The sequence below is a fragment of the Micromonospora sp. NPDC000207 genome (assembly GCF_040300925.1).
In the GTDB taxonomy this organism is placed as follows: Bacteria; Actinomycetota; Actinomycetes; order Mycobacteriales; family Micromonosporaceae; genus Micromonospora.
The window spans coordinates 1-26,575 of record NZ_JBEPEQ010000055.1; the positions used below are offsets into that span (position 1 = coordinate 1).

At 71.8% G+C, this 26,575-nt stretch carries 22 protein-coding genes; 15 read left to right on the top strand and 7 right to left on the bottom strand.

Annotated elements, in window-relative coordinates; all coding sequences use genetic code 11:
• Nucleotides 1–1,252 (top strand): leucyl aminopeptidase (locus ABT336_RS15415; protein ID WP_350897254.1); only part of this gene is annotated, 1,252 nt, incomplete at its 5' end.
• 101 nt (nt 1,253–1,353) lie between these two features.
• Here ABT336_RS15415 and ABT336_RS15420 read toward each other — a convergent pair.
• Nucleotides 1,354–1,683: a hypothetical protein gene (locus tag ABT336_RS15420; protein WP_350897255.1), complete on the bottom strand. Its 330-nt coding sequence runs from the start codon at nt 1,681–1,683 to the stop codon at nt 1,354–1,356.
• Nucleotides 1,684–1,821: 138 nt separating this feature from the next.
• Here ABT336_RS15420 and lpdA point away from each other — a divergent pair, with 138 nt between their 5' ends.
• From lpdA to ABT336_RS15470, 10 genes are all read left to right on the top strand, one after another.
• Nucleotides 1,822–3,252 carry a dihydrolipoyl dehydrogenase gene (gene lpdA / locus ABT336_RS15425; RefSeq protein ID WP_350897256.1) on the top strand — a complete coding sequence of 477 codons (1,431 nt, stop codon included), beginning with the start codon at nt 1,822–1,824 and terminating at the stop codon, nt 3,250–3,252.
• Between the two features lie 62 nt (nt 3,253–3,314).
• Entirely contained in the window at nt 3,315–5,132 is a 1,818-nt protein-coding gene (gene sucB, locus ABT336_RS15430) for a 2-oxoglutarate dehydrogenase, E2 component, dihydrolipoamide succinyltransferase (protein ID WP_350897257.1), read from the top strand.
• Between the two features lie 132 nt (nt 5,133–5,264).
• Nucleotides 5,265–6,593, top strand: a complete 1,329-nt coding sequence (locus ABT336_RS15435) for a low temperature requirement protein A (protein WP_350897258.1) — start codon at nt 5,265–5,267, stop codon at nt 6,591–6,593.
• Between the two features lie 242 nt (nt 6,594–6,835).
• Nucleotides 6,836–7,096: a PIN domain-containing protein gene (locus ABT336_RS15440; RefSeq protein ID WP_350897259.1), complete on the top strand. Its 261-nt coding sequence runs from the start codon at nt 6,836–6,838 to the stop codon at nt 7,094–7,096.
• A 90-nt stretch (nt 7,097–7,186) separates the two neighbouring features.
• Complete coding sequence (locus ABT336_RS15445; protein ID WP_350897282.1) at nt 7,187–8,086, top strand: TIGR01777 family oxidoreductase; 900 nt, start codon at nt 7,187–7,189, stop codon at nt 8,084–8,086.
• Between the two features lie 62 nt (nt 8,087–8,148).
• On the top strand, nt 8,149–9,966 hold the full coding sequence (locus ABT336_RS15450) for a DUF6311 domain-containing protein (protein ID WP_350897260.1): 1,818 nt from the start codon (nt 8,149–8,151) through the stop codon (nt 9,964–9,966).
• A gap of 48 nt (nt 9,967–10,014) precedes the next feature.
• On the top strand, nt 10,015–10,656 hold the full coding sequence (gene lipB / locus ABT336_RS15455) for a lipoyl(octanoyl) transferase LipB (RefSeq protein WP_350897261.1): 642 nt from the start codon (nt 10,015–10,017) through the stop codon (nt 10,654–10,656).
• 46 nt (nt 10,657–10,702) lie between these two features.
• Entirely contained in the window at nt 10,703–11,743 is a 1,041-nt protein-coding gene (gene lipA, locus ABT336_RS15460; protein ID WP_350897262.1) for a lipoyl synthase, read from the top strand.
• A gap of 132 nt (nt 11,744–11,875) precedes the next feature.
• Nucleotides 11,876–13,381: an NAD(P)/FAD-dependent oxidoreductase gene (locus ABT336_RS15465; RefSeq protein ID WP_350897263.1), complete on the top strand. Its 1,506-nt coding sequence runs from the start codon at nt 11,876–11,878 to the stop codon at nt 13,379–13,381.
• Nucleotides 13,382–13,501: 120 nt separating this feature from the next.
• Nucleotides 13,502–14,194, top strand: coding sequence for a DUF4191 domain-containing protein (locus ABT336_RS15470; protein WP_350897264.1), 693 nt, complete (start codon nt 13,502–13,504; stop codon nt 14,192–14,194).
• A 183-nt stretch (nt 14,195–14,377) separates the two neighbouring features.
• Here the strand turns inward: ABT336_RS15470 and ABT336_RS15475 are convergent, their stop codons facing one another.
• Entirely contained in the window at nt 14,378–14,776 is a 399-nt protein-coding gene (locus ABT336_RS15475; protein ID WP_350897265.1) for an RDD family protein, read from the bottom strand.
• Nucleotides 14,777–15,003: 227 nt separating this feature from the next.
• On the opposite strand from ABT336_RS15475, the gene glnA reads away from it, so the two are divergent.
• Nucleotides 15,004–16,428, top strand: coding sequence for a type I glutamate--ammonia ligase (glnA, locus tag ABT336_RS15480; protein ID WP_350897266.1), 1,425 nt, complete (start codon nt 15,004–15,006; stop codon nt 16,426–16,428).
• 91 nt (nt 16,429–16,519) lie between these two features.
• On the opposite strand, the gene ABT336_RS15485 is transcribed toward glnA, so the two are convergent.
• Nucleotides 16,520–16,990 (bottom strand): hemerythrin domain-containing protein, encoded by a 471-nt coding sequence (locus ABT336_RS15485; protein WP_350897267.1) that lies wholly within the window; start codon nt 16,988–16,990, stop codon nt 16,520–16,522.
• Nucleotides 16,991–17,210: 220 nt separating this feature from the next.
• Nucleotides 17,211–17,408 (bottom strand): hypothetical protein, encoded by a 198-nt coding sequence (locus ABT336_RS15490; RefSeq protein WP_350897268.1) that lies wholly within the window; start codon nt 17,406–17,408, stop codon nt 17,211–17,213.
• A gap of 198 nt (nt 17,409–17,606) precedes the next feature.
• Between ABT336_RS15490 and ABT336_RS15495 the strand changes: the two genes are divergently transcribed.
• Complete coding sequence (locus ABT336_RS15495; protein WP_350897269.1) at nt 17,607–17,846, top strand: GntR family transcriptional regulator; 240 nt, start codon at nt 17,607–17,609, stop codon at nt 17,844–17,846.
• A 164-nt stretch (nt 17,847–18,010) separates the two neighbouring features.
• Here ABT336_RS15495 and mptB (ABT336_RS15500) read toward each other — a convergent pair whose 3' ends face one another.
• On the bottom strand, nt 18,011–19,528 hold the full coding sequence (gene mptB, locus ABT336_RS15500) for a polyprenol phosphomannose-dependent alpha 1,6 mannosyltransferase MptB (RefSeq protein WP_502891184.1): 1,518 nt from the start codon (nt 19,526–19,528) through the stop codon (nt 18,011–18,013).
• An 86-nt stretch (nt 19,529–19,614) separates the two neighbouring features.
• Here mptB (ABT336_RS15500) and ABT336_RS15505 point away from each other — a divergent pair, with 86 nt between their 5' ends.
• On the top strand, nt 19,615–20,280 hold the full coding sequence (locus tag ABT336_RS15505; RefSeq protein ID WP_350897270.1) for an SAM-dependent methyltransferase: 666 nt from the start codon (nt 19,615–19,617) through the stop codon (nt 20,278–20,280).
• Here ABT336_RS15505 and mptB (ABT336_RS15510) read toward each other — a convergent pair.
• Nucleotides 20,267–21,679: a polyprenol phosphomannose-dependent alpha 1,6 mannosyltransferase MptB gene (gene mptB, locus ABT336_RS15510; protein ID WP_350897284.1), complete on the bottom strand. Its 1,413-nt coding sequence runs from the start codon at nt 21,677–21,679 to the stop codon at nt 20,267–20,269. The two genes, ABT336_RS15505 and mptB (ABT336_RS15510), sit on opposite strands and share 14 nt — an antisense overlap.
• A gap of 45 nt (nt 21,680–21,724) precedes the next feature.
• On the opposite strand from mptB (ABT336_RS15510), the gene ABT336_RS15515 reads away from it, so the two are divergent.
• Nucleotides 21,725–23,299 carry a hypothetical protein gene (locus ABT336_RS15515; RefSeq protein WP_350897271.1) on the top strand — a complete coding sequence of 525 codons (1,575 nt, stop codon included), beginning with the start codon at nt 21,725–21,727 and terminating at the stop codon, nt 23,297–23,299.
• Between the two features lie 36 nt (nt 23,300–23,335).
• Here the strand turns inward: ABT336_RS15515 and ABT336_RS15520 are convergent, their stop codons facing one another.
• Nucleotides 23,336–26,569: a bifunctional [glutamine synthetase] adenylyltransferase/[glutamine synthetase]-adenylyl-L-tyrosine phosphorylase gene (locus tag ABT336_RS15520; protein ID WP_350897272.1), complete on the bottom strand. Its 3,234-nt coding sequence runs from the start codon at nt 26,567–26,569 to the stop codon at nt 23,336–23,338.
• Between the last annotated feature and the right edge of the window lie 6 nt (nt 26,570–26,575).

The window sequence follows — 26,575 nt, forward strand, 5'->3', positions numbered from 1 at the left end:
GGAGGCGCTGCGTCGGGCCGCCGGGTCGGCGGTACGGGCGTTGGCCGGTGCGGAGAGGGTGGCGTTGAGCCTGCCCCTGCCCGACGACGCCGACGCCCCGGCCGCGCTGCGGGCGGTCGCCGAGGGCGCGCTGCTGGGCGGGTACCGGTTCGCCGGGTACAAGACCCGGCCGCAGCCGGCCCGCCGTGACCCGGTGGCCGAGGTGCTGGTGGCGGTGCCGGACGCCGGTGACGCGACAGCCCGGACCGAGGTGAGCCGGGCGCTGGCCGTGACCGGGGCGGTGCGGACCGCCCGGGACTGGGTCAACACCGCCCCGAACGACAAGCGTCCCCCGGTCTTCGCCGACCTGGTGGCCGCCGCCGCCGGAGAGGCCGGGCTGACCGTCGAGGTGCTCGACGAGGCGGCGTTGACCGAGGGGGGTTACGGCGGAATCCTCGCCGTCGGTCAGGGCTCCGAGGCCCCGCCCCGCCTGGTCAAGATCGGTTACACCCCGGCGGACGGGGGCAACGGCAAGCGGGTGGCCCTGGTCGGCAAGGGCATCACCTTCGACACCGGTGGCATCTCGATCAAGCCGTCGCAGGGCATGTGGGAGATGAAGTCCGACATGGGTGGGGCGGCGGCCGTGGCGGCGACCATGCTGGCCGTGTCCGCGCTGAAGCCGACGGTGGCGGTGACCGCGTACGTGCCGATGGCGGAGAACATGCCCTCGGGGACCGCGTACCGCCCCGGTGACGTGATCACGATGTTCGACGGCAAGAAGGTGGAGGTCCTCAACACCGACGCCGAGGGCCGGATGATCCTCGCCGACGCCATCGCCCGCGCCTGCGCCGACGGCTGCGACTACCTCTTCGAGACCTCCACCCTCACCGGCGGCCAGGTCGTCGCCCTGGGTAAGCGGATCTCCGGGGTGATGGGCACCGACGAGCTGTGCGAGCGGGTACGCGCCGCCGGGGACGCCGTCGGCGAACCGGCCTGGCCGATGCCGCTGCCGGACGAGGTCCGCAAGGGCATGGACTCCGACGTCGCCGACATCTCGCAGGTCAACGCGGGGATGGACCGGGCCGGGCACATGTTGCAGGGTGGGGTCTTCCTCCGCGAGTTCGTCACCGACGAGGTGGCCTGGGCGCACATCGACATCGCCGGTCCGAGCTACAACAGCGGCGAGCCGACCGGTCACCTGACCAAGGGCGGCACCGGGGTTCCGGTGCGTACCCTCCTCGGGCTGATCGAGGACGTCGCCACCAACGGCTGACCGCCGGCAGGGAAGGGCCCCTGTCGACGCCGACGGCGGGCAGGGGCAACCCTCTCGTCCCCGGCATCGACGAGGGGCCCTTCCCTGCCAGCGGGCGTGGGTCAGTAGCGGTCGGGGCGGCGTTTGCGGCGTTCGTTGTAGTCACGCATCCGCTGGGGGTAGCCCATGATGCGGACGTCGTAGACCGGGATGGCCAACTGGTAGGCGAAGCGCCGCGCCCCGTCCGGCCCGTCGATCCGCCGCCGGGTCCACTCGCCGTCGTCGGCGATCAGGATGACGGTGGTCTCGGTGACTGTGGTCTTCGGTTCGACGAACGCCTCCACCCCACGTCGGCTGCGGACGAACTCCGCGAGATGCTCCAGGTCGGCACGTTCCGCAGCGCGCTCTCGGCTCTCCGGTCTCGCCTGCTTGCGTCGTCGGAACAGACCCACCGGTCGTATCCCTCCCGTCAGACGTCAATACGACCTTGCCAAGGGTACGTGTCGGCGACGTGTCGTTGGGCACCTCACTACGCGCCCCGGACCGGGTGGTGACAAGATGACCGAGGCGAGTATGCCCGTTTACCTGGCATGCCCCCTCGTAGCAGCGACGCGACCTGGGAGTTGGATGTGAGCGAGCCGAACGACGCGACCTTCGACGTAGTGATCCTCGGAGGGGGCAGCGGCGGCTACGCGACTGCGCTGCGCGCCGCCCAACTGGACCTCAAGGTCGCCCTGGTGGAGAAGGGCAAACTCGGCGGGACCTGCCTGCACAACGGGTGCATTCCGACCAAGGCCCTGCTGCACGCGGCGGAGGTCGCCGACCAGACCCGCGAGTCGGCCCAGTTCGGCGTCCAGGCCGAGCTGGTCGGCATCGACATGGCCGGGGTCAACTCGTACAAGGACGGGGTGGTCTCCCGCCTGTACAAGGGCCTGCAGGGCCTGGTCGGCGGTTCGAAGAACATCACTCTGGTCTCCGGTGCCGGCAAGCTGGTCGCCCCGAACACCGTCGAGGTGGACGGCAAGCGCTACACCGGCCGCAACGTGGTGCTGGCCTCCGGGTCGTACGCCAAGAGCCTGCCGGGCCTGGAGGTCGACGGCGAGCGGGTGATCACGAGCGACCACGCGTTGACCCTGGACCGGGTTCCCGCCTCGGCGATCGTGCTGGGCGGCGGTGTGATCGGCGTCGAGTTCGCCAGCGTCTGGAAGTCCTTCGGGGTGGACGTGACAATCGTCGAGGCGCTGCCCCGGCTGGTCGCCGCCGAGGACGAGGAGTCCTCGAAGGCCCTGGAGCGCGCGTTCCGCAAGCGAAAGATCAACTTCAAGGTCGGCAAGCCCTTCGAGAAGGTCGAGAAGACCGACAAGGGGGTCAAGCTCACCATCGCCGGTGGCGACACCGTCGAGGCCGAGCTGCTCCTGGTCGCCGTCGGCCGGGGTCCCAACACCGCCGACCTCGGGTACGAGGAGCAGGGCGTCAAGACCGACCGTGGGTACGTCCTGACCGACGAGCGGCTGCGCACCAGCGTGCCGAACGTCTACGCCGTCGGCGACATCGTCCCCGGTCTCCAGCTCGCCCACCGCGGTTTCCAGCAGGGCATCTTCGTCGCCGAGGAGATCGCCGGGAAGAACCCGACCGTGATCGACGAGATCGGCATCCCCCGGGTCACCTACTCCGAGCCCGAGCTGGCCTCGGTCGGGCTGACCGAGGCGAAGGCCAAGGAGAAGTACGGCGCCGACAAGGTCAAGACCTACAACTACAACCTGGGTGGCAACGGCAAGAGCCAGATCCTCAAGACCACCGGCTTCGTGAAGCTGGTCGGTCTGGAGGACGGCCCGGTGGTCGGCGTGCACATGGTCGGCGCCCGGGTCGGCGAACTGGTCGGGGAGGCGCAGCTCATCTACAACTGGGAGGCGTACCCGGCCGAGGTCGCGCAGCTCGTCCACGCACACCCGACGCAGAACGAAGCCCTGGGCGAGGCACACCTGGCCCTGGCCGGCAAGCCGCTGCACGCGCACGCCTGACCCAGCCACCACCCGGCGACGGGCGAGATGACCCCACCAGGGAACGAAGGAGTCTGAAGAACATGCCGGTATCGGTCACCATGCCCCGGCTCGGCGAGAGCGTCACCGAGGGCACCGTCACCCGCTGGCTCAAGCAGGAGGGCGACACCGTCGAGGTCGACGAGCCCCTGCTCGAGGTCTCGACCGACAAGGTCGACACGGAGATCCCGTCGCCAGCGGCGGGAGTGCTGAGCCGGATCGTGGTCGGCGAGGACGAGACCGCCGAGGTCGGCAGCGAGTTGGCAGTCATCGCCGGTGAGGGCGAGGCCACCGGTGGTGGCGCGTCCGCCGAGCAGGAGCAGCCGAAGGAGGCTCCGGCGCAGCAGGCCGAGCAGGCTGCCGCCGAGCCGCAGGCGGAGGCGGAGCAGTCGGCGGTGCAGGAGCCGTCCGCCCAGGCCGCCCCGGCGTCCTCCGGCGAGGGCACCCCGGTCAAGATGCCGGCCCTCGGCGAGAGCGTCACCGAGGGGACCGTCACCCGCTGGCTCAAGCAGGTCGGTGAGTCGGTCGAGGTCGACGAGCCCCTGTTGGAGGTCTCCACCGACAAGGTCGACACGGAGATCCCCTCTCCGGTCGCCGGGACGGTCCTGGAGATCAAGGTCGCCGAGGACGAGACCGCCGACGTCGGTGCCGAGCTGGCCGTGATCGGTGCCGCCGGTGCCGCCCCGGCCCAGTCGGAGCCGAAGGACGAGCCGAAGCAGGCCGAGCCGGAGCCGAAGAAGGAGGAGCCGGCCGCCGAGCAGGAGCCGGCCAAGGTCGAGGAGCCGACTCCGGGCCTGTCGTACAACCAGCCGTCCGCCGAGGCCGAGACCGCCGCCCAGCCGGCCAAGGCCGAGCAGGCGGCCACCCCGCCCGCCCCGGCCAAGGCCGAGCAGCCGGCCGCTCCGGCCGGTGAGGGTGACGCCGGTGGGTACGTGACCCCGCTGGTGCGCAAGCTCGCCGCCGAGCACGGCGTGGACCTGGCCGGCCTCTCCGGTACCGGGGTGGGCGGTCGGATCCGTAAGCAGGACGTGCTGGAGGCAGCGGAGAAGGCCAAGGCCGCCAAGGCAGCCCCGGCCCCGGCCGCCCAGGCGGCCCCCGCAGCGGCCAAGCCGGCGGCGAAGAAGCCGCAGCCGAGCGCCAAGCGCGGGACCACCGAGAAGCTGCCCCGGATCCGGGCCACCATCGCCAAGCGGATGCAGCAGTCGCTGCACGAGATGGCGCAGCTGACCACCGTGGTCGAGGTGGACGTGACCCGGGTGGCGAAGCTGCGGGCGAAGGCCAAGGAGTCGTTCCAGCAGCGGCACGGCGTGAAGCTGTCCTTCCTGCCGTTCTTCGCCCTGGCCGCGATCGAGGCGCTCCAGGCGTACCCGATCGTCAACGCCAGCATGGACCTGGACGCCGGCACGATCACCTACCCCGACGCCGAGCACCTGGGCGTCGCTGTGGACGCCGAGCGGGGCCTGATGGTGCCGGTGGTGCACAACGCCGGTGACCTGAACCTGGGCGGCCTGGCGAAGCGGATCGCCGACCTGGCCGAGCGGACCCGGGCCAACAAGATCAGCCCGGACGAGCTGGCCGGGGCGACCTTCACGCTGACCAACACCGGCAGCCGGGGTGCCCTCTTCGACACCCCGATCGTGCCGTCGCCGCAGGCGGCGATGCTCGGTACCGGTGCCGTGGTGAAGCGCCCGGTCGTGGTCAACGACCCGGACCTGGGCGAGGTGGTGGCGGTCCGGTCGATGGTCTACCTGGCCCTGTCCTACGACCACCGGCTGATCGACGGCGCGGACGCGGCCCGGTTCCTGGTCGCCGTGAAGGAGCGCCTGGAGGGCGGCAACTTCGAGGCCGAGCTGGGCCTGTAACAGGCACGGTCTGCACACGGCGGGCGCCCCGGTCGACCTCGGCCGGGGCGCCCGCCGCCGTCGCACCGCCGGAGTCGCCCGAGTAGGCCGATTCGGCCACCGGGCCGGGTCACCGCTGACAGACTCGATCACGTGGGGGGCGAGCGGTGGCGGGGGCACCTGGGACCGGCGGTGGCCGTCGCGCCCGGTGCCCGGGTGGACCGCTTCGAGATCTTCTTCGACCTGGTCTTCGTCTTCTCGTTCTTCATCATCGTCCGGGCCGCCGCCAGCGACGTCTCCCCCCACACCCTGCTGCACGGCCTGCTCGTCCTCGCCCTGCTCTGGTGGATCTGGATCCTGCACAGCGTCGTGGCCACCCGGGTCCGGCTCGGCGAGGGCTTCGTCCCGGTGGTCATGGTGATCGGGATGGCTGCCCTGTTCGCCTTCGCCCTCGCCGTACCGCAGACGATCGCCGCCCACGAGACCGGGCAGGCGGGACCGGCCACCGTCGCCCTCAGCTACCTGGTGATCCGGGTCGTGCACCTCTGGGTGTACGGGCGGATCACCCGCGACAATCCGGGACAGAGCCGGGACCTGCACAAGCTCACCCCGGAGCTGCTCGTCAGCACCGGCCTGTTGCTCGCCGCCGCGCTCCTGCCCCCGCTGATCGACGACTCGGGGTGGAGCGCGCTGGTCCGCGACGGGCTCCTGGTCGCGGTGGTCCTCACCCAGTACGCGACCGGCCTGCTGGTCGGGATCGAGCACGGTGCGGTCCCCTCGGCCGAGCACTGGACCGAGCGGTACGACCTCATCCTGATGATCGCCCTCGGCGAGTCGGTGCTCTCCGTCGGCCTCGGTACCAGTACCAACCTGGGCGGTGCCGCGGTGAACTGGCCGGCCATCACCGGTGGGAGCATCGGGATCATCCTGGCCGCGACGCTGTGGTGGCTGCACTTCGACATGGTCGGCCCGGCGGCCCGGATCGCCCTGCACGCCACCACCGGACGGGCCCGGGGCACGATGGCCCGGGACGCCTACGCCTACCTGTTCCTGCCCATGATCGCTGGACTGATCATGCTCTCCCTGGGTGCCGAGGAGATCCTGAAGGTGCTGCTGGAACCCAGCCTGCCGGCGGGGGCGAAGGTGCACGCCTCCGGGGTGCTGCTCCTCTACGGCGGGGTGATCTGCTACCTCCTCGGGGACATGGCCTTCCAGGCCCGTACGCTGCGCACCCTCACCTGGGCCCGGCTCGGCACGGTGCTGCTGGTCGCGGCCCTGATCCCGGTCGGGCTCCGGGTCTCGGCGCTGCTCGCCCTGGTCCTGGTGACAGCGGTCTGCCTGGCGCTGGTGACGTGGGAGGTGGTGTGGATGGCCGACGCCCGACGCGCGCTACGGGACGTGGTCTTCGCCGAGCGGATCGAACACGAGCGGCGTGAGGTCGAGATCCGCGCCCGCTGGCACGACGACCCGCCACAGTCCTGACCACTCGCCCCCCGCCGGCACGGCGCGACCCGCCCGGCCACGACGACGCAACCTGTAGCACCTGGTAGCACGGACGGCAGACTAGCCCGGTGGCTGAGCATGCGTCCCGCGAGATCACCCAACGCGAATTGCGCAACGACTCCGGCGCGATCATGCGCGGGGTGGACGGCGTGATCGACCAGGAACCGTTCGACCGTGAGTGGTGAGGTGTCGATCCCCGGGAACGCGCACGCCGGACGAGCGTGCTGCAACACGTGGAGTCGACGTTCGATCCGCTGCCCTTCGACGGTGAAGCCGCCCGGGCCTACGGTCTGATCGCGGCGGCGGTCCTCGCCACCGGACGTGGAACCCGCCGCCGCATCGCTGACCTCATGATCGCGGCCGTGGCACACGTGCACCGACTACCCCTGTACACCACCAACCCAGCCGATTTCACCGGCCTTGAGGACCTGGTGACCATCGTGGAGGTCAAACGTCCTGATCCGGACCACCGGCGGCCCTGAGTAGCGGGGCGGGCGGTTCCGTGGAGGGCTCGGTCGGTCGAGGCGACCGGTCGGCCGGCCGACGACGGTGCCGTGACCGAAGATGAGGGTATGCGGATCCTCATGGCCGGCGCGTCCGGCTTTCTCGGCACCCGGCTCGCCGACCGGTTCACCGCCGACGGGCACCAGGTCACCCGGCTGGTGAGGCGGCCCACCCGGTCCGCCGACGAACAACGGTGGAACCCGTCCGGGGGGCAGCTCGACCCGACGCTCGTCGCCGGGGCCGACGCGGTCGTCAACCTGTCCGGGGCGGGGGTCGGTGACCGGCGGTGGACCGACGACTACCGGCGGGTCATCCGGACCAGCCGGGTCGACACCACCGGCACCCTGGCCTCCACCATCGCCGGGCTGCCCGTCGCCGACCGGCCGAAGGTCCTGGTCAACGCGTCCGCCGTCGGGTGGTACGGCAACACCGGGGACCGGGTCGTCGAGGAGGACGCCCCGGCCGGTGACGGTTTCCTGGCCGACGTCTGCCGGGTGTGGGAGGCCGCGACCCGACCCGCGGAGGACGCCGGGGTACGGGTGGTCCGGCTCCGGACCGGGTTGCCCCTGCACCGCGACGGTGGCCTGCTCAAGCCGCAGCTGCTGCCGTTCAAGCTGGGGATCGCCGGGCGGTTGGGCAGTGGCCGACAGTGGCTGCCCTGGATCGCCATGACGGACTGGTTGTCCGTCGTGACGTTCCTGCTCGACCGGGCCGACCTCGCCGGGCCGGTCAACGGGGTCGGTCCGGCTCCGGTCACCAACGCCGACTTCACCAGGGAACTGGCCCGCCAACTGCACCGCCCGGCGATCATCCCGATCCCGGCGGTGGCGCTGAAGATCGCCCTCGGCGGGTTCGCCCAGGAGGCGTTGACCAGCGCCCGGGTGCTGCCCGGGGTGTTGGGCGGGGCCGGCTTCGACTACCGCCACCCGGACCTTCCCGGCGCCCTGCACGCCGCCCTGCACGACTGACACCCCGCCCGTACGGCCGGGTCTGACCGGGGTGTCCAGGTCCGGTTGGTAACGTCCGCTCCGTGCCGACCTCTCCGTCACAGGTCACCGACCCGTCCCCGCCGCCCGCCACCCGCCGCCGGTGGCGGGCGGACGTGGTGGTGATCCTCGTCGCGCTGGCCCTGGCCGGCTGGGTGACGAGTGGGCTGTGGCGCAGCCCGGACACCCGGGCGATCACTGTGAACTCCAGCGACCAGGCGCTGTTCGAATGGCTGCTGGCCTTCGGCGGGCACGCAGTCACCCACGGGGAGAACCCGTTCTTCACGTACCTGCTCAACGTCCCGGACGGGGTCAACCTCGCGGTCAACACCTCGATCACCGTGTACGCGGTGCTCTTCGCCCCGCTGACGTACACGATCGGGCCACCGGCCACGTTCCTGGTGATCCTCACCCTGAACCTCGCCGCCACCGCGCTGGCCTGGTACCTCCTGCTCTCCCGAAGCCTGGTGGACAACCGGCTGGCCGCCGGGGTGGGCGCGCTGTTCGTCGCCTTCTCCCCCGGCATGGTCTCGCACGCCAACGCCCACCTCAACTGGACCGCCGGGTGGCTGGTGCCGCTGCTGATCTGGCGGCTGTTCGCCCTGCGCCGCCCGGAGCACCTGCTACGGAACGGGATCCTGTTCGGCGTCACGGTGGCGCTCGCCTTCTCCATCGCCGCCGAAGGGCTCTTCTTCACCGCCCTGGCGCTGGGGGTGTTCGTACCGGTGTGGGCGCTGCACCCGGCCCGTCGGGCGACGGCCCGGGCGGCGCTGCCGAGCTTCCTGCGGGGGCTGGGCATCACCACCGTCACCGCCGGGGCGCTGCTGGCGTACCCGCTCTGGCTGCACTTCGCCGGGCCGCAACGGTTCCACGGCACCGGGTTCGACCCCGTCGTGCACGCCGAGGACATCGCCGCCTTCGGGGCGTACCCGCAGCGGTCGCTGGCCGGGGCCGCCGGGTGGGACACCTCGCTGGCCCCCAATCCCACCGAGGAGAACTCCTTCTTCGGGGTGCCGCTGCTGGTGCTCACAGTGGTCTGCTTCGTGGCGCTGTGGCGGTGGGCGGGGCCGACCCGTCGGGCGACACTGACCGCCCTGGGTGTCACAGCCGTGGTCTTCGCCGTCCTGTCCTGGGGGCCGCAGGTGAAGTGGAACGGCCACCGGTACGACGTACCGCTCCCCTTCGACCTGCTCGGTGCGCTGCCGGTGGTCAACGCCGCGCTGCCGTCCCGGCTGGCCCTGGTGGTCGCCCCGGTGATCGGGGTGCTCCTGGCGTACCTGGTCGACGAGGTACGCACCCGTCCGGCCCGACACCGGTGGACCCGTCCCGCCTGGGCGCTGGCCCTCGCGGTGGCCCTGGTCCCGCTGGTGCCCGTACCGCTGCTGACGATCGAGCGGGAGCCGATCCCGAGGTTCGTCACCGCCGGCACCTGGCGGGAGTACGTCTCCCCGGGCGGGGCGCTGACCCCGGTGCCGTTGACCCTGGACGTGACCCCGGACGGGCAGCGCTGGCAGGCGTACGCCCTCTCCCACAGGCAGGGGGAGTTCGCCCTGCCCTCGGGCTTCTTCCTCGGCCCCGGCGGACCCGACGGCCGGGGACGGATCGGTCCGGTCCCGCGGACCTTCGACACCCTGATGGAGCAGGCCGGGCGGACCGGTCTGGTGCCGATCATCACGCAGGGCAGCGTCGACCTGTCCCGGGCCGACCTGCGGTACTGGGGGGTGGAGGTGGTGGTCCTCCCCGACCGGGTGCACGGCGCGAAGTACCCGATCGACGTGGAGGCGCTGCGTCGGACCGCCACCGCCCTGCTCGGCGAGCCGCAGCGGGTCGACGACGTCTGGCTCTGGCAGGTCCCGGCGTGAGGCGGCTCACCGGCGGTCCGGCCCCGGTGCCGGACTAGGCTTGGCGACGTGACCGCAACGACCTCCGGCCTGACGGCCGTCCGCGCCGGGATGCTCGACTACCTGGCCGCCTGGGACGAGCAGCGTCGGCTGCACGAGTCGGTGGTGGCCGGCGACGCCCCGGACACCGTCCTGTTGCTGGAGCACGAGAGCGTCTACACCGCCGGCAAGCGGACCGAGCCGTGGGACCGGCCGTCCGACGGCACCCCCGTCGTCGACGTGGACCGGGGCGGCAAGATCACCTGGCACGGTCCGGGTCAGCTCGTCGGGTACCCGATCCTGCGGTTGCCCGACCCGGTGGACGTGGTCGCCTACGTACGGCGTACCGAGCAGTTCCTGATCGACGTCTGCGCGGAGTTCGGGCTGGCCACCGAGCGGATCGAGGGGCGCAGCGGGGTCTGGGTGCCGGCCGACGACCGGGGTCCGGCCCGCAAGGTGGCAGCGATCGGCATCCGGGTGGCCCGGGGGGTCACCCTGCACGGCTTCTCGATCAACTGTGACTGCGACCTGACGTACTTCGACCGGATCGTGCCCTGCGGGATCCGCGACGCCGGGGTGACCTCGATCAGCGCGGAGGTGGGCCGCCCGGTCACCGTCGCCGACGTGCTCCCGGTGGCCGAGCGGCACCTGCCCACCCTCCTCGCCGGCTGAGCGGTCCGCCGACGGCCGTGGTGTCTGGGGTCACAGGGGCTGCGGGGTGACGGGCGTCGCCCGACGTTCATCGACCGGCACCGACCGGCGTAGGCTCGGTTTCGTGACGATCGAGCACACCACGCCGACGACCCAGCAGGCCAGCCGCCCCACGACGGTGGCACCGGAGGGGCGACGCCTGCTGCGCATCGAGGCCCGCAACGCAGAGACGCCGATCGAACGTAAGCCACCATGGATCAAGGTCAAGGCCAAGATGGGGCCGGAGTACACCGAGCTGCGCGGCCTGGTGTCCCGGGAGGGCCTGCACACCGTCTGCCAGGAGGCCGGCTGTCCCAACATCTACGAGTGTTGGGAGGACCGGGAGGCGACCTTCCTCATCGGCGGTGACCAGTGCACCCGCCGGTGCGACTTCTGCCAGATCGACACCGGCAAGCCGGCCGAGTTCGACGCCGACGAGCCGCGCCGGGTCGCCGAGTCGGTGTCGTCGATGGGGCTGCGGTACGCCACCATCACGGGCGTCGCCCGCGACGACCTGCCCGACGGCGGTGCCTGGCTGTACGCCGAGACGGTCCGGCAGATCCACGCCCTGCGCTCCGGATGCGGGGTGGAGCTGCTGATCCCCGACTTCAACGCGGTGCCCGAGCAGCTCGCGGAGGTCTTCGGGTCCCGCCCCGAGGTGCTCGCGCACAACGTCGAGACGGTTCCCCGGATCTTCAAGCGGATCCGTCCGGCGTTCCGCTACGAGCGGTCCCTGGACGTGATCCGGCAGGCCCGGGCGGCCGGGCTGGTCACCAAGAGCAACCTGATCCTGGGGATGGGCGAGGAGCGGTCCGAGATCTCCCAGGCGTTGCAGGACCTGCACGACGCCGGATGCGAACTGATCACCGTCACCCAGTACCTCCGCCCGACCCCTCGGCACCACCCCGTCGAGCGGTGGGTCAAGCCGGAGGAGTTCGTCGAGCTGCGCGAGGAGGCCGAGGAGATCGGCTTCGCCGGGGTGATGAGCGGACCGTTGGTGCGTTCGTCGTACCGGGCCGGGCGGCTGTACCAGCAGGCGTTGCAGGCGCGGGAGACCACCTCGGTCTGAGCGTCGCACCCACGGCGGTCGAGGGGGATCCCTCGACCGCCGTGACGCGCCCGACCGGCCACGGGGGCCGCAGATCATCCCACTGTCCGATCGGACGGTTGCGAGGATGTTTCGAAGATGATGAATTTAGTCATGCCCTCGACACACACCGTCGTCATCGGGGCCGGCCCGGCCGGTCTCACCGCCGCGTACGAGCTGACCCGGCGCGGAACCACAGTCGAGGTCGTCGAGTCCGACGACGTGGTGGGTGGGATCAGCCGCACCGTCGAGCGCGACGGGTGGCGCTTCGACATCGGCGGGCACCGATTCTTCACCAAGGTCCCACAGGTGGAGGCGTTCTGGCACGAGATCCTGCCGGACGAGGACTTCCTGCTCCGCCCCCGGATGAGCCGCATCCACTACCGGGGACGGTTGTTCGACTACCCGCTCCGGGCCGGTAACGCGCTACGCAACCTCGGCGTCGTCGAGGCGGTCCGGTGCGTCGGGTCGTACCTGTGGTCCCGGGTCCGTCCCCCGGCCGACCAGAGCCACTTCGAGGGGTGGGTGTCGGCCCGCTTCGGCACCCGGCTGTACCGGATGTTCTTCAAGACCTACACCGAGAAGGTCTGGGGGATGCCGGCGACCCAGTTGCAGGCCGACTGGGCGGCACAGCGGATCAAGAACCTGTCGTTGGCCGGTGCGGTCCGCAACGCCCTGCTCCCCCGCCGGGACCCCACCGCGATCACCAGCCTGATCGAGGAGTTCCAGTACCCGAAGTACGGCCCGGGCATGATGTGGGAACGCTGCACCGAGCGGGTCGTCGACGCCGGTGGGGTGGTCACCATGAACACCTGGGCCCGTCGGGTGCACCGGGCCGACGGGCGGGCGGTGGCGGTGACCGTCTCCGGCCCGGACGGCGACCGGCGGATCACCGCCGACCACGTCGTCTCCAGCATGCCCATCTCCGACCTGGTCCGGGCCGTGGATCCACCGGCCCCACCCGAGGTACGCGCCGCCGCCGACGCGCTGCGCCACCGGGACTTCCTCACCGTCGCCCTGGTGGTGCCGGCCGACGCCGGGTTCCCTGACAACTGGATCTACGTGCACACCCCGGGGGTACGGGTCGGCCGGATCCAGAACTTCGGCGCCTGGTCGCCGTACCTGGTCCGGGACGGCTACACCTGTCTGGGCCTGGAGTACTTCGTCAACGTCGGGGACGACCTGTGGAGCGCCGAGGACGCCGACCTGGTCGCCCTGGGCACCGCCGAGCTGGGGCGGCTCGGCCTTGTCGACCCGGAGGTGGTCGGCGACGGGTACGTGGTCCGGATGCCGAAGGCCTACCCCGTCTACGACGAGGGGTACGAACAGGCGCTCGACACCGTCCGTCGGTGGCTGGCCGAGGCGGTGCCGAACGTGCACCCGGTCGGCCGCAACGGTATGCACAGGTACAACAACCAGGACCACTCCATGCTCACCGCGATGCTGACCGCCGCGAACATCCTCGACGGCACCACCCACGACGTGTGGGCGGTCAACGTCGAGGAGGAGTACCACGAGGAGGGCGGGGGGCAGTCCGACGACGGGCGTTCCCGGCCCGGGGACGGTCGGCACGGCACCGGTCGGGCCGCTCCCGTGTTCCCCCGCCGCGCCGCCGCCTGACCCCCGTCGACGCCTGCGGTGGAGAGGGGTTCCCCTCTCTCACACACCGCAGGCCGGGCCGGTGGCGGTACCCCCGGGCACGGGGCAACGGCTTGCAGCCCGCCCACTAGACTCAGCCGCATGGCAAAGCCCCCGCAGGAGAAGGTCTCGTTCGGCCAGCGGCTGAAGCAGATCGGGATGGTGTTCCGGTTCACCGCCAAACAGGACCGCTGGTTCGCCCCGTTGGTGGCCGGTGCGATCCTGATCCCGCTCGCGCTCACCGTGGTCGCGGTGATCCTCTGGGGCTGGCTCTGGCTCCCGCTGGGCATCCTGCTCACCCTGCTCGCCGTGCTGATCGTGCTCAACCTGCGGTCCAACGCGGCGATGATGAACGCCGCCGAGGGGCAGCCCGGCGCTGCGGCGCAGATCATGGAGAACATGCGGGGTGACTGGCGGGTCACCCCCGCGGTCAGCTCCACCACCCAGATGGACATGGTCCACCTGGTCATCGGCAAGCCCGGGGTGATCCTGCTCGCCGAGGGCAACCCCCAGCGGGTACGCGGCCTGCTCGGGCAGGAGAAGCGCCGGCTGGCCAAGGTGATCGGCAGCGCTCCCCTGCACGACTACCTGATCGGTCAGGACGAGGGCGAACTGCCGATCCGGAAGCTGCGGATGACCCTGATGCGGCTGCCGCGCACGCTCAGCGGCAAGGACGTCAACGCCCTCGACAAGCGGCTCAAGGCGCTCACCGCCCGCCCGCAGCTGCCCAAGGGTGCGATCCCGAAGAACATGCGCCCGCCCAAGGGTGCGTTCCGCCAGTCCCGGGGCCGCTGACCCCCCACGACCGGCACCACCGGCCGGGGACGCCGGCCCCCGACCGGGCACCACCGCAGCCGGGTCCGTCGCCGACGGGCCCGGCTTTCGCGTACGCCCCCTCGGCCGGGCCGGGGTCCCGTTCGCCTCAGGTGCGGCCAAGGCAGCCGATCCGGCCGAGGTGCGGCCGGGGAGCGACCCGGCTCAGGTGCGGCGGGGGGCGGCGACGATCACCGAGCGGGTGAGGCGGTCGTGCAGGCCACGGCGCTCGGCGTCCATCAGGAGCGCTGGCACCACCAGGGCGAGCAGGGCACCCCGCAGCAGCGCCCGGGGGATGCCGATCCGACCCCCGTCGGAGTACGAGACGCAGGCGATCCGGCAGATGTACATGCCCGGGGTCTGGCCGAACAGCCCCAGGAAGATGCCGTACTCGACGATCAGGACGGCGACTGTCGACCAGGCGTCCCGGGTGGGATCGGCGAACAGGTACGAGACCAGCAGACAGAGGATCCAGTCGATCATCAGAGCGCCGAACCGGCGACCGAGGGACGGTACGGCGGACTGGTCCGCCCCGGACGGCGCTGACGACTGCGGCGAGATCACAGCGACCAAGGGTAGCCGGGGGGTGGACCGGTCAACCTTCTGGGCGTCGTGACGCGGCCCCAGGTCGGGACCGGTATCGTCGGAACGGACAAGCCACGGCGCCTGAGCGGCGCAGATGACCGTGCGCGAGCGACGTAACACGGCAGAAACACTCAAGACATGGTCGGGCAACCGCACAGTCATACCGTCGCCAGGACGCCAAGCCCCGTGTAGTGCCAGGAGGATGTGTGTTCGCCAACCCCGAGGAACTCCTGCGGTACCTCAAGAACGAGGACGTGAAGTTCGTCGACGTTCGGTTCTGTGACCTGCCCGGCGTGATGCAGCACTTCAACCTGCCGGTCGAGTCGGTCAACGACGACCTCTTCACTGACGGCCTCGCGTTCGACGGTTCGTCGATCCGCGGCTTCCAGGCGATCCACGAGTCGGACATGCTCCTGCTCCCGGACGTCGCCTCCGCCTTCATCGACCCCTTCCGCGCGCAGAAGACGCTCGCGCTGAACTTCTTCATCCACGACCCGTTCACCCGTGAGGCGTACTCCCGGGACCCGCGTAACGTGGCGAAGAAGGCCGAGGCCTACCTCGCGGCCAGCGGGATCGCCGACACCGCGTACTTCGGTGCCGAGGCGGAGTTCTACATCTTCGACTCGATCCGCCACGAGACGTCCGCGCACCAGTCGTTCTACTACATCGACTCGATCGAGGGCGCCTGGAACACCGGCCGCGAAGAGGTCGGTGGCAACCGCGGCTACAAGACCCCGTACAAGGGCGGCTACTTCCCGGTGCCGCCGGTCGACCACTACGCCGACCTGCGCGACAGCATCGTGCGGCGGCTCGTCGACACCGGTTTCACCGTGGAGCGTTCGCACCACGAGGTCGGCACCGCCGGCCAGGGCGAGATCAACTACAAGTTCTCGACCCTGCTGCACGCCGCCGACCAGCTCCAGCTCTTCAAGTACATCGTGAAGAACGAGGCCTGGGCGAACGGCAAGACCGCGACCTTCATGCCGAAGCCGCTCTTCGGTGACAACGGGTCGGGCATGCACACCCACCAGAGCCTCTGGCTCAACGGCGAGCCGCTGTTCTACGACGAGACCGGCTACGCCGGCCTGTCGGACACCGCCCGCTGGTACATCGGTGGTCTGCTGCACCACGCCCCGTCGCTGCTGGCCTTCACCAACCCGACGATCAACTCGTACCGTCGGCTGGTGCCGGGCTTCGAGGCGCCGGTCAACCTGGTCTACTCGCAGCGCAACCGGTCCGCCTGCACCCGGATCCCGGTCACCGGGAGCAACCCGAAGGCCAAGCGGGTCGAGTTCCGCGTGCCGGACCCGTCGGCGAACGTCTACCTCGCCTTCTCGGCGATGATGATGGCCGGCCTGGACGGCATCAAGAGCAAGATCGAGCCGCCGGCGCCGATCGACAAGGACCTGTACGACCTCCCGCCGGAGGAGTGGGGCGACGTCAAGCAGGTGCCGGGCTCGCTGCCCGCCGTGCTCGACTCGCTGGAGGCCGACCACGACTACCTGCTCGACGGTGGGGTCTTCACCCCCGACCTGATCTCCACCTGGGTCGACTGGAAGCGGGCCAACGAGGTGGACCCGGTCCGCCTGCGCCCGACCCCGCACGAGTTCGCGATGTACTTCGACTGCTGAGCGGTCCGTGTCGGAGCAGGCCCCCAGGATCTCCTGGGGGCCTGCTCCGTGTCCGGGTCACACGAGGGGGTCGGTCACACCGACGCGTCGGTCACAGCGGCCCCAGGACGTCTCGCGGGTCCGCGTCCAGGGCGAGCCGATCCAGTACGGTCAGGAGCCGGCGCTCCTCGTACCGGAAATGGCTCTCCATGATCGCGGCGACTCCCTCAAGATGCCGGTCGACCTCGGCCGCCGTCGGGGCGCGGGCAACGGCCGCCTGCAGGCCGGAGAGCAGATGCGCGATCATCGAGTGGTCCTGTCTGAGGTACCGCAGGGTGTTACGCAACTCGGGATAGGCCGCCGCGATCGCGGGAAACAGGTGCTGGTCCTCGCCCTCGTGGTGCCCGGTCAACGCGGCACAGAACCCGTGGCAGAACAACAGCAGGTCCCGGGTGGCCGGCTCGGCGTCCACGCCGTCGCGCACCGCGTCCTGGGTGATCCGTAGGGCTTCGCGCAGTCGCTCGTGGACGCTGCGCATCTCCCGACTCCAGGCGATCAGCCTGGCCCGCTCGCCCTCAGACACTGGAGGGCGAAGGGAACGACGTCATCATCGTCGTGCTCCTTCGAAATCCGACGCCTCCATGCCTGACACGGTCTGCCACCGGCACGCGACGTTCCGGCCACTGTAGCCGCATCGACCGCAAAAAGATCATCCAGCACCGATGCTGCGCGTCTTCGACAGGCTCGGGACTCCAGGGACAGACCCGGGACCGCAGGCCACCTGGAGCCCCGAGTGCATCGGGCTACCCCACCTGGACCAAACCCACCTCGGCGTCGTACATCGCTGCCCAGAAGCCCTCGACCGAACGCAGCGAAGCGGTGTGCACCACATTCTTGCCGTCCACGTCGATGATCCAGCAGTCCCCACCGGGTAGTGCCATGACCCACGCGACGACGCCGCCCTGTCGGATCATGGCCAACATCTCCGGCCCCACTGCCACCGGCACTTTCGGAATTTCGGCAACCTCCGCGCGTCACTCCTCCGGCTTGCCATCTCTCTCGACTGTCACCGGGCCACCCCTCTCATCCCTGAACCAGCTGCTCGAGATAACTCTACTAACAGAGTTAGCAGTGTCTACACTTATAAAAGAACAGACATACCCGACATAGCTGAAGGAGGTCCTTGGTCGAATGACAGCATGACGGGCTATGTGCCGACCTTCCGCGTGATCATCGAAGACATCCGCCGGAGCATCGCCACAGGGCAACTCAAGGAAGGCGACAAGCTGCCCTCACTGCCCGAGCTTGCCGACAGGTACGACTGCTCGGTCGGCACGGCGCGACGCGCGATCGAACACCTGCAGATCACCGGCGAACTTCAGGGCCGGCAGGGCAAGGGGACGTACGTCACCGGCAGAAACCCGCCCAGCCCAAGCTGAGAAAGTCGCCACGGGTGCGACCACCACCCGCAGCCACGACGCCCGCTCCGATGCCGGCTTTCCCACCTGCAGCCAGCCGCACTGAACCGCTAGGCATGCGGTGCTGACTCGCCACAGTCAGCCGCGCTGATCCGCGACGCGGGCGGTGTGAGAAGGGGCCCCCTCTAGACCGTATGCGTTAAGAAGGGGCCCTTCCTTACCCCTCGGCGGGTAGCGATGAGGGCGGCGGCCACGATCAGGGCGGTCATCACGATCGCGCCGGGGGCCTTAGCGAACCGGGCCAGGCTGGTGCCGTCGGGCAGGGTGAGGAAGCAGGCCAGCGCGCCGGGTAGGACGAACCAGGTGGTCCGGGTCGCCACGACGGCGAGGACCGCCAGCGGCCAGGTGGCGTACCAGGGGTAGAAGACCGGGGCGAGGGCGACGGTGGCGGCGAGGGCCAGGCCCGCCCCGAGCAGGGACACCCGGATCCGGGCGGCGGTCAGGCGGTGGACGCGCTGCCGGACCCCGCCCAACCTTCGCAGGGACCGCCAGGCCCACCACCAGAGCCCCGCGACGACGGCGGCGAGCAGCAGCAACGCGACGAACCGGGTCACCGGGACCGCCCCGGCGGTCCGGCCTACCGACTCCAGGCCGTAGTCGATCACGAAGCCCACCGCCGTCGGTGGGGAGGTCCACTGTTCCGAGTCTCCGGAACGGGTCAGCGCGGGCACCCACCCGAGGCCGAGCCCGGACACCAGCGAGGTGACTCCCAGGGTGGCGAGGACTCCTGCGGCGAGCCACCCGGCGTCGCGCAGCAGCGCCCGGACCGTGTAGCGGCCCAGTACGGCGGCGAGGGCGGCGAACGGGAGGACCACCAGGGCGGTCGCCTTGACCGCCACGGCCAGCCCGAGCACCACCCCGGCGACCAGCAGGGGGCGCGGTTTGCCGGGATAGCGGACGAGGACCAGCAGTCCGAGCGTCAGCAGCCCGACGAGGAGGGCGTCGTTGTGCGCCCCGGCCACCAGGTGGACCCCGACGAGGGGGGTGGCCAGCGCCAGCCAGGCCGCCCGGCGGGTGGGCACCCCGGCGGCCCGGGCCAGGCCGGGCAGGCAGAGCGCGGCCAGCAGCACCCCAGCCACGGCGAACAGCCGCAGCAGGACCAGGGTGCCGACCAGACCACCGCCGAGGGTGGCCGCCAGCGCCGCGACCAGCAGGAAGACCGGACCGTACGGGGCGGGGGTGTCCCGCCAGAGCGGGGCGACCGAGTCGAGCCACGGGCACCCGGCCGCCGCCACCCCCACCGCGTACGGGTCGTGTCCGGCGGCGTACGCCCAGCCCTGGCAGGCGTACGAGTAGACGTCCCGGCTGCCCAGCGGGGGCGCGAACAGCAGCGGCAGGAGCCAGAGCCCGGCGGTGCGGTACGCCCACCCGGTCGACGGCGCTCCGGCGCGCAGCGCCCACCAGGCCCCCACCATCAGGGTCGTACCGATTGCCCAGGCAGCGACCGCCTCCCACCCGGCCCCCTGGTCTGCCGCAGTCCCCGGCAGCGCCCCGCCGAGCCACCCTGCGACGGTGAGCAGGACCGCCCCGACCAGGCCCGCCACCCGGGCGACCCGGGCGTGGCGGACCTGCAACGGACCGGGCCGGGTCACCGGCTCGTCCACGGCGCCGGCCCGTTCTCGATCACCAAATGACTTTGCCATCCCGGCAACATTATTTGTCGGTCTCCGGGGCCTGGGAGCAGGATCCGCAGTGTTCGGAGAAGACCTGGACCCAAGGGAGAACAGAGATGTCGGACGCAGGCCACGGCGGCGGGGTGGAGTCGATCGACCCGGAGACCGCGCGGCACTGGGACGCGCTCTACGCCGAGAAGGAACGGCAGTGGAGCGGGCGACCCAACGCTCGTCTGGTCGAGGAGGTCACCGGGCTGCCCCCGGGTAGCGCGCTGGACCTTGGCTGCGGGGAGGGCGGCGACGCGATCTGGCTGGCCCGGCAGGGGTGGCGGGTGACGGCCGTCGACGTGTCGGCGACAGCGCTGGACCGGTCGGCGGCCGAGGCCGACCGGGCCGGGGTGACCGACCGGATCGAGTTCCGCCGACACGACCTGACCCGGACCTTCCCCCCGGGAGAGTTCGACCTGGTCAGCGCCCAGTTCCTCCAGTCCCGGCTGGAGTTCCCCCGGGAGGAGGTGCTGCGTGCCGCCGCACGGGCGGTGGCCCCCGGCGGCCGGTTGGTGATCGTCGAGCACGGCGAGGTTCCGCCGCAGGCCCGTCAGGCCCCCCCCGACCTGGTCTTCCCCACCCCGGAGGAGACCCTGGCCGTCCTCGACCTGACCCCGGGCGAGTGGGTCACCGAACGGGTGGACGCCCCCCGCCGGGAGACGACCGGCCCGGACGGGCAGCCGTTCACCCTGGTCGACCACCGGGTGGTGGTACGCCGGGTCAGGACCGGGTGACCTGCTCGGCCCGGAGCCGGTCCTCGGCCCGGAACATCCGGACCAGGGCGACCGCACCGAAGACCAGCAGCAGGGTCATCAGCGGGGCCCCGGGAATCTTGGTGTACCGGGCCAGGCCCACCCCGTCGGGCAGGATCATGAAGAGACTGACCAGCGCCACCAGGGCCGCCCAGTTCGACCTGACGGTGGTGGCGGCGATCACCGCGAGCGGCCAGGTCCAGTACCAGGGGTGCACCACCGAGGCCAGCGCCACGGTGACGGCCAGGGCCAGCCCGGCGTAGCGCAGCGGGTCCTGGTGCCAGGCCCGGAACCACATCCACACCAGCACCGCTGCCAACACGACCACGCCGACCCCCCGGGCCGCCGGGATGGCCTCGATGCTCGCCCCGAAGAGCTGGGCGACAGAGTTGACGGTCTGCCCCACCGCGGTCGGGGGCGAGGTCCAGGCGACGGCGGCCCCACCGGTGGTCAACCCGCCGATCCAGCCGAAGTCCAGCCCACCGGCGAAGGTGATCCCGACCATCGTCAGGGTCGCCCCGCCGAGGACCCAGCTCCCGTGGCGCAACAGCGCCCGGACGGTGATCGGACCGACGACAGCCGCGAGGACGGCGAACGGCACCACCACCACCGAGGTGACCTTCACCGCCACGGCCACCCCGAGCAGCACCCCGCCGCCGAGCAGCGGCCACCGACGCCCGGGGTGGCTGGCCACCACCGCCAGGCCGCCGACCAGGGGGGCGATCATCAGGGAGTCGTTGTGTGGGCCGCCGACCAGGTGGATGGCGACCAGGGGGCAGGCCAGCACCAGCCAGAGCGCCCGCCCCACGGGTACGCCGCACCGGCGGGCCAGCGGCGGCACTGCGTACGCGGTGGCCACCACCCCGAGCAGGCAGATGATCCGGAACGCCACGATGCTGGCGGTCAACGAGTCGGTGATCCCGACCACCGCCCCGGCCATCAGGACGAACAGCGGCCCGTACGGGGCTGGCGTGTCCCGCCAGATGTAGGAGACGGTGTCCAGCCAGGGGCAGGGCAGGGCGGAGACCCCCTGCTCGTACGGGCTGATCCCGTTGACGAAGCTGGCCCCCTGGCAGGCGTAGGCGTACACGTCCCGGGTGCCGAAGGGCGGAGCCACCAGCAGCGGCAACAACCACAGCCCGGCGGTGACCAGCACCCATCGGGGCTTCAGTTCCCGGTTGCGCAGCGACCACCACGCCCAGGCCATCAGGCCGGTGCCGACCAGCCAGGCGACGAGGACGATCGGCCCGTACCGGCTCTGCCAGATGGAGACCGGAGAGCTTCGCAGGGGTGCCGAGGGGAACGCACCGCCGAGGTACGCCGACACGGCGAGCAGGAGGGAACCGGCGAAGCCGGTCCAGCGCACGAGGTGGTGAGGCACGTCCCTCATGCTGCCAGTACGGTGACTGGCGATGTGGAGGTGGTCATGCGGCAGAGACTGGTGATCGGGGCGACCGCCCTGACCGCCGTGGCGCTGGGGGTGACCTACCTCGCGCTCCCCCTGATGGGGTCGGACCTGTCCGCGCAGGTGGCCCGGACCGGGTTCTTCGCCGAACACGGCCCGACCCCCGTCGACCTGCGCTGGTACGGCGGAGTCCACCAGTTCGGCTACAGCCTGGTCTCCCAGCCGGTGATGACGCTGCTCGGCGTACGGGTCACCGGTGTGGTGGCGATGGTCGCGTCGGCGATCGTCTTCGCTCTGCTCCTCCTGCGTACCGGGGTGCCCCGGCCGCTCCTCGGCAGCCTGGTCGGGGTGGTCACCATCGCCGGCAACCTGGCCTCCGGGCGGGTGACCTACGGACTCGGAGTTATGTTCGGGATCACCGCCCTGCTGGCCCTCACCATGCGACGGCGAACACCGTCCCTGGCCGGTGCGGCGGTCGCCGCCGGACTGGCCTCGGCCACCAGCCCCGTGGCCGGGCTCTTCGTCGGTCTCGTCGGCGCGGCACTGGTCCTGACCCGCCGGCCCGCCGCAGGTCTGGCGCTCGGGGTTCCGGCCGCCGTGCCCATGGTGGTGACCGCCCTGCTGTTCAGTGACGGCGGTTGGATGAACATCAGCCGCACCGACACCGTGCACGCGATGGTCACCTGCCTGCTGGTCGCCGCGCTGGTGGCGTACCGTCCGGTCCGCGTCGGGGCGCTGTTGGCCGCCGCCGGAGTCCTGGTGGCAGCCCTCGTGCACACCCCGGTGGGCCTCAACGCGGTACGCCTGCCGGTGATGTTCGGCCTGCCGCTGCTCGCCGCCGCCGCTCGGCTTCCCGGTCCGCTACGCGTACGGCTGCCCCGGCCGGTGCGCGGCCGCCCTGTCGGGGTGGCCGCGCTCTGCGTACTCCTGGGTGTCACCTGCTGGTGGCAGCCGCCGGTGGTCACCGCCGACCTGCGCAGCATGGGTGAACCGACGAGCGACCGGAGCTACTTCGCGCCCCTGCTGAACGAACTCCGGCAACGGGAGTTGACCGGCCGGGTGGAGATCCCTCCCACGCAGAACTACTGGGAGGCGGCGTACCTGGAGGACACCCCCCTGGCCCGTGGGTGGTTGCGGCAGGCGGACATCGCGCGGAACCCGCTGTTCTTCACCACGGTTCCCGGTGCCCCCGGTACCGGCGTCGAGTTGACTGCCGACAGCTACCGGAGCTGGCTGGACGAGAACGCGGTCCAGTACGTCGCCGTACCGGACGCGGAACTGTCCTGGGTCGGCCGCGCGGAGGCACGCCTCGTCACCGGGGGGCTCGCCTACCTGAACCTCGTCTGGACCTCGCCGCACTGGCGGCTCTACGCGGTCGAGGATGCCCGACCGCTCGTCGAGCAGCCGGCGGTCGTCGTGGAGCACACCCCCACGGCGATCACCGTGCGCCTGCCGTCCGCGCAGACGGTCCTCGTCCGCGTCCGCCACAGCCGATGGCTGACCACCGAACCGCAGGCCCGGTTGTCCGAATCGGAAGGCTGGACCCTCCTCACCACTACCGACCCGGGCACCTACACCATCAGCAGCACCCGCTGACCCCGTGACCCGCACCCTCGCTGCCCCGGCCGGGGCTCACCCCTGCATCACGTGTTGCATGGCGGTGCGGCAGCGGCGGGCGGTGCGCAGGTACTCGTCGAGGAACTCGCCCGGGTCGTCCCGACCCAGGATGCGGGTCACCCCGGCCAGCTCCACGCCGTGCCGGGGAAGTTGGTCGCCGTCGCGGCCCCGGACCAGCATGAGGGCGTTGCGGACCTGCGCGGCCAGGGTCCACCCGTCGGCCATCGCGGTGGCGTCGGCCTCGTCGACGAGGCCGGCGTCGCGGGCGGCGGCCAGGGCGTCGAGGGTACGGGTCCCCCGCAGGGACGGGTCGGCCCCGGCGTGCCGGAGCTGGAGGAGTTGGACGGCCCACTCGACGTCGGCGAGTCCACCCCGACCGAGTTTGGTGTGGGTGGCCGGGTCGGCACCCCGGGGCAGCCGTTCCTGCTCCACCCGGGCCTTGATCCGCCGGATCTCGACCACCTGCTCCCGGGTGAGCCCGCCGTGGGGGTAGCGCACCGGGTCGACCATCCGCTCGAACTCGGCCCCCAGGTCGGGGTCGCCGCAGACGAACCGGGCCCGCAGCAGCGCCTGCGCCTCCCACACCTTCGACCAGCGGGCGTAGTACGACGAGTAGGCGGCGAGACTGCGGACCAGGGGACCCTGTCGGCCCTCGGGACGCAGGTCGGCGTCGACCCCCAGCGCCGGGTCGGGGGCGGGCATCCCGAGCAGGCGACGCAGTTCCTCGGCGACGGCGCGGGCGGCGGCGCTGGCGGTGCTCTCCTCGACGTCGGCGGGGCGGTCGTAGACGAAGAGCACGTCGGCGTCGGAGAGGTAGTTCGACTCGTACCCGCCGAGGCGACCCATCCCGATCACCGCGAACCGCAGCCCGGGTGGTCCCGGCTTCGCGGCCTGGGCGATGCGCAGGGCGGCGGCGAGGGTGGCGTCGGTGACCGCGGCGAGGGCGCGGCCGGCGGCGACGATGTCGGTCAGGGGGGCCGGGCGACGTGGGGCGTCGTCGGCGCGCGGTGGCCGGGGGGCGATGCCGTCGGCGCGGCTGAGCACGTCGGCGCAGGAGAGCCGGACCAGTTCCCGGCGGCGCAGGGCGCGGACCGCGAGGGTGGCCTGGACCGGGTCGGTGTGTCGGGCCGCCGCCGCGACGAACCCCTCGCAGAGGACCTCCCGGGTACGGGGGGCCAGTTCGCTCTCCTCGGCCAGCAGCCGCAGCGCCTCCGGCTCCCGGGAGAGCAGGTCGGTGGCGTACCGGGACAGCGACAGGACCCGGGCCAGTCGGCGGGCCACCGGTCCGGAGTCGCGCAGCAGCCGCAGGTACCAGGGGGTGCTGCCGAGCTTGTCGGAGACCTGGCGGTAGTTGAGCAGACCCCGGTCCGGTTCGGGGGCGTCGGCGAACTCGCCGAGCAGCACCGGCAGGAGGGTCCGCTGGATGGCTGCGGTACGGCTCACCCCGCCGGTGAGCCGCTCCAGGTGACGCAGGGCCCCGGCCGGGTCGGCGAAGCCGAGGATCTCCAACCGGTGGCGGGCCGCCTGCGGGGTGAGCCGCAACCCGTCGGCGGGGACCCGGGCGACCGCCTCCAGCAGGGGCCGGTAGAGGAGTTTGGCGTGCAGTCGGCGTACCTCGGTGGCGTGGGCGACCCAGTCGGCGCGGAACGCCTCGACGGCGCTGCGCCCGGTGGCGGCCGTGTAGTCCAGGGCGGCGGCCAGCCAGCGCAACCCGCCCGGGTCGGTCGGGACGGTGTGGGTCCGGCGGAGTCCCTGCAACTGGAGCCGGTGCTCCACGGTCCGCAGGAACCGGTATCCCCGCAGCAGGCCCTCCCCGTCGGCGCGGCCGACGTAGCCGCCGGCGACGAGCGCCCGCAGCGCCGGGATCGTCCCGGTCACCCGCAGCGCCTCGTCGCCGCGCCCGTGCACCAGTTGCAGCAGCTGTACGGCGAACTCGATGTCGCGCAGTCCACCCGGACCGCGTTTGATCTCGCGTTCCTGTTCCCGGGGCGGGATGTTCTCGATGATCTTCTTCCGCATGGAGCGGACGTCCTCGACCGCCTCCGGCCGCTCGGCGGCCCGCCAGACCAGCGGGGCGAGCGCGTCGATCCACTCCCGGGCCAGCGGCAGGTCCCCGGCGGCCGGCCGGGCCTTGAGCAGTGCCTGGAACTCCCAGGTCCGGGCCCAGCGCTGGTAGTACGCCAGGTGGCTGGCGAGGGTACGCACCAGCGGCCCCCGGTTGCCCTCCGGACGCAGCGCCGCGTCGACAGGCCAGGCCACCAGCCCGCACACGTGGATCAGCCGGGTGGCGACCGTGGTGCCGGCGGCCAGGTCGGCGTCGTCGGCCCCGACGAAGATGACGTCCACGTCGGAGACGTAGTTCAGCTCGTTCCCACCGCACTTGCCCATCGCCACCACTGCCAACCGGGGGCGGGGCGTCCCCTCGGGCAGTTCGTCGACGGCGATCTCGTACGCGGCGGAGAGGGTCGCGTCGGCCAGCCCGGAGAGCGCCGCCATCGTCTGGTCGAGGGCCCGACCGCCGGTGAGGTCGGCCGCCGCGATCCGCAGCAGGGCCAGCCGGTACGCCCGACGCAGGTCGACGATGCGGGGTCCGCTGCCGGTCGGACCGCCACGTCGGTGCCCGGAGACCCGGGGTTGTTCCCGCCCGACGGCGGACTCCCGGATCCCGTCGGCCGGCTCCCCTGTCGACGGGGCGGTGGTCGACGGCTCGGTGGTCGACGGCCGCGCCCCGGTCGACGGCGCGGTGGCACCTGTCGGGCCGGTCGCCGTCCGATCGGTCGCCGCCGGGCCGGTCGCCGGCGGGCTGCCGGGGCGGGGATCGTGGGCGAGCTCCAGGCGGCCGTCGGCCAGCGGCGCGAGCCCGTCGGCGGCGGTGGAGAGCGCCCGCCAGTGGTCCGGGTTGGCGACCAGGTGGTCGCCGAGCGCCGACGAGGCCCCCAACACCGCGACCACCCGGCGACGCAGACCCGGGTCGTCGCGCATCCCGGTCAGGACCGCCGAAGGCGCGTCCGGCTCGGCCCGCCGCTCCGCCTCGACGATGCGGTGCAGTTGACGCAGGGCCAGATCCGGGTCGGCGGCCCGGGAGAGCACGGCCAGGAGCTCGGCGGCGTGCTCGTCGGCAGGCTCCTGCGCGTCGGGACGCCACAGGCCGAGCCCGTCCGGGCCGAGCAGCTCGGCGGCCCGGGTGACGTCCTCCCCCTCGGCGGTGCCGAAACCGTAGCGAGCGAGCCTGGTGTTCGGTCTGCTCATCGCCGG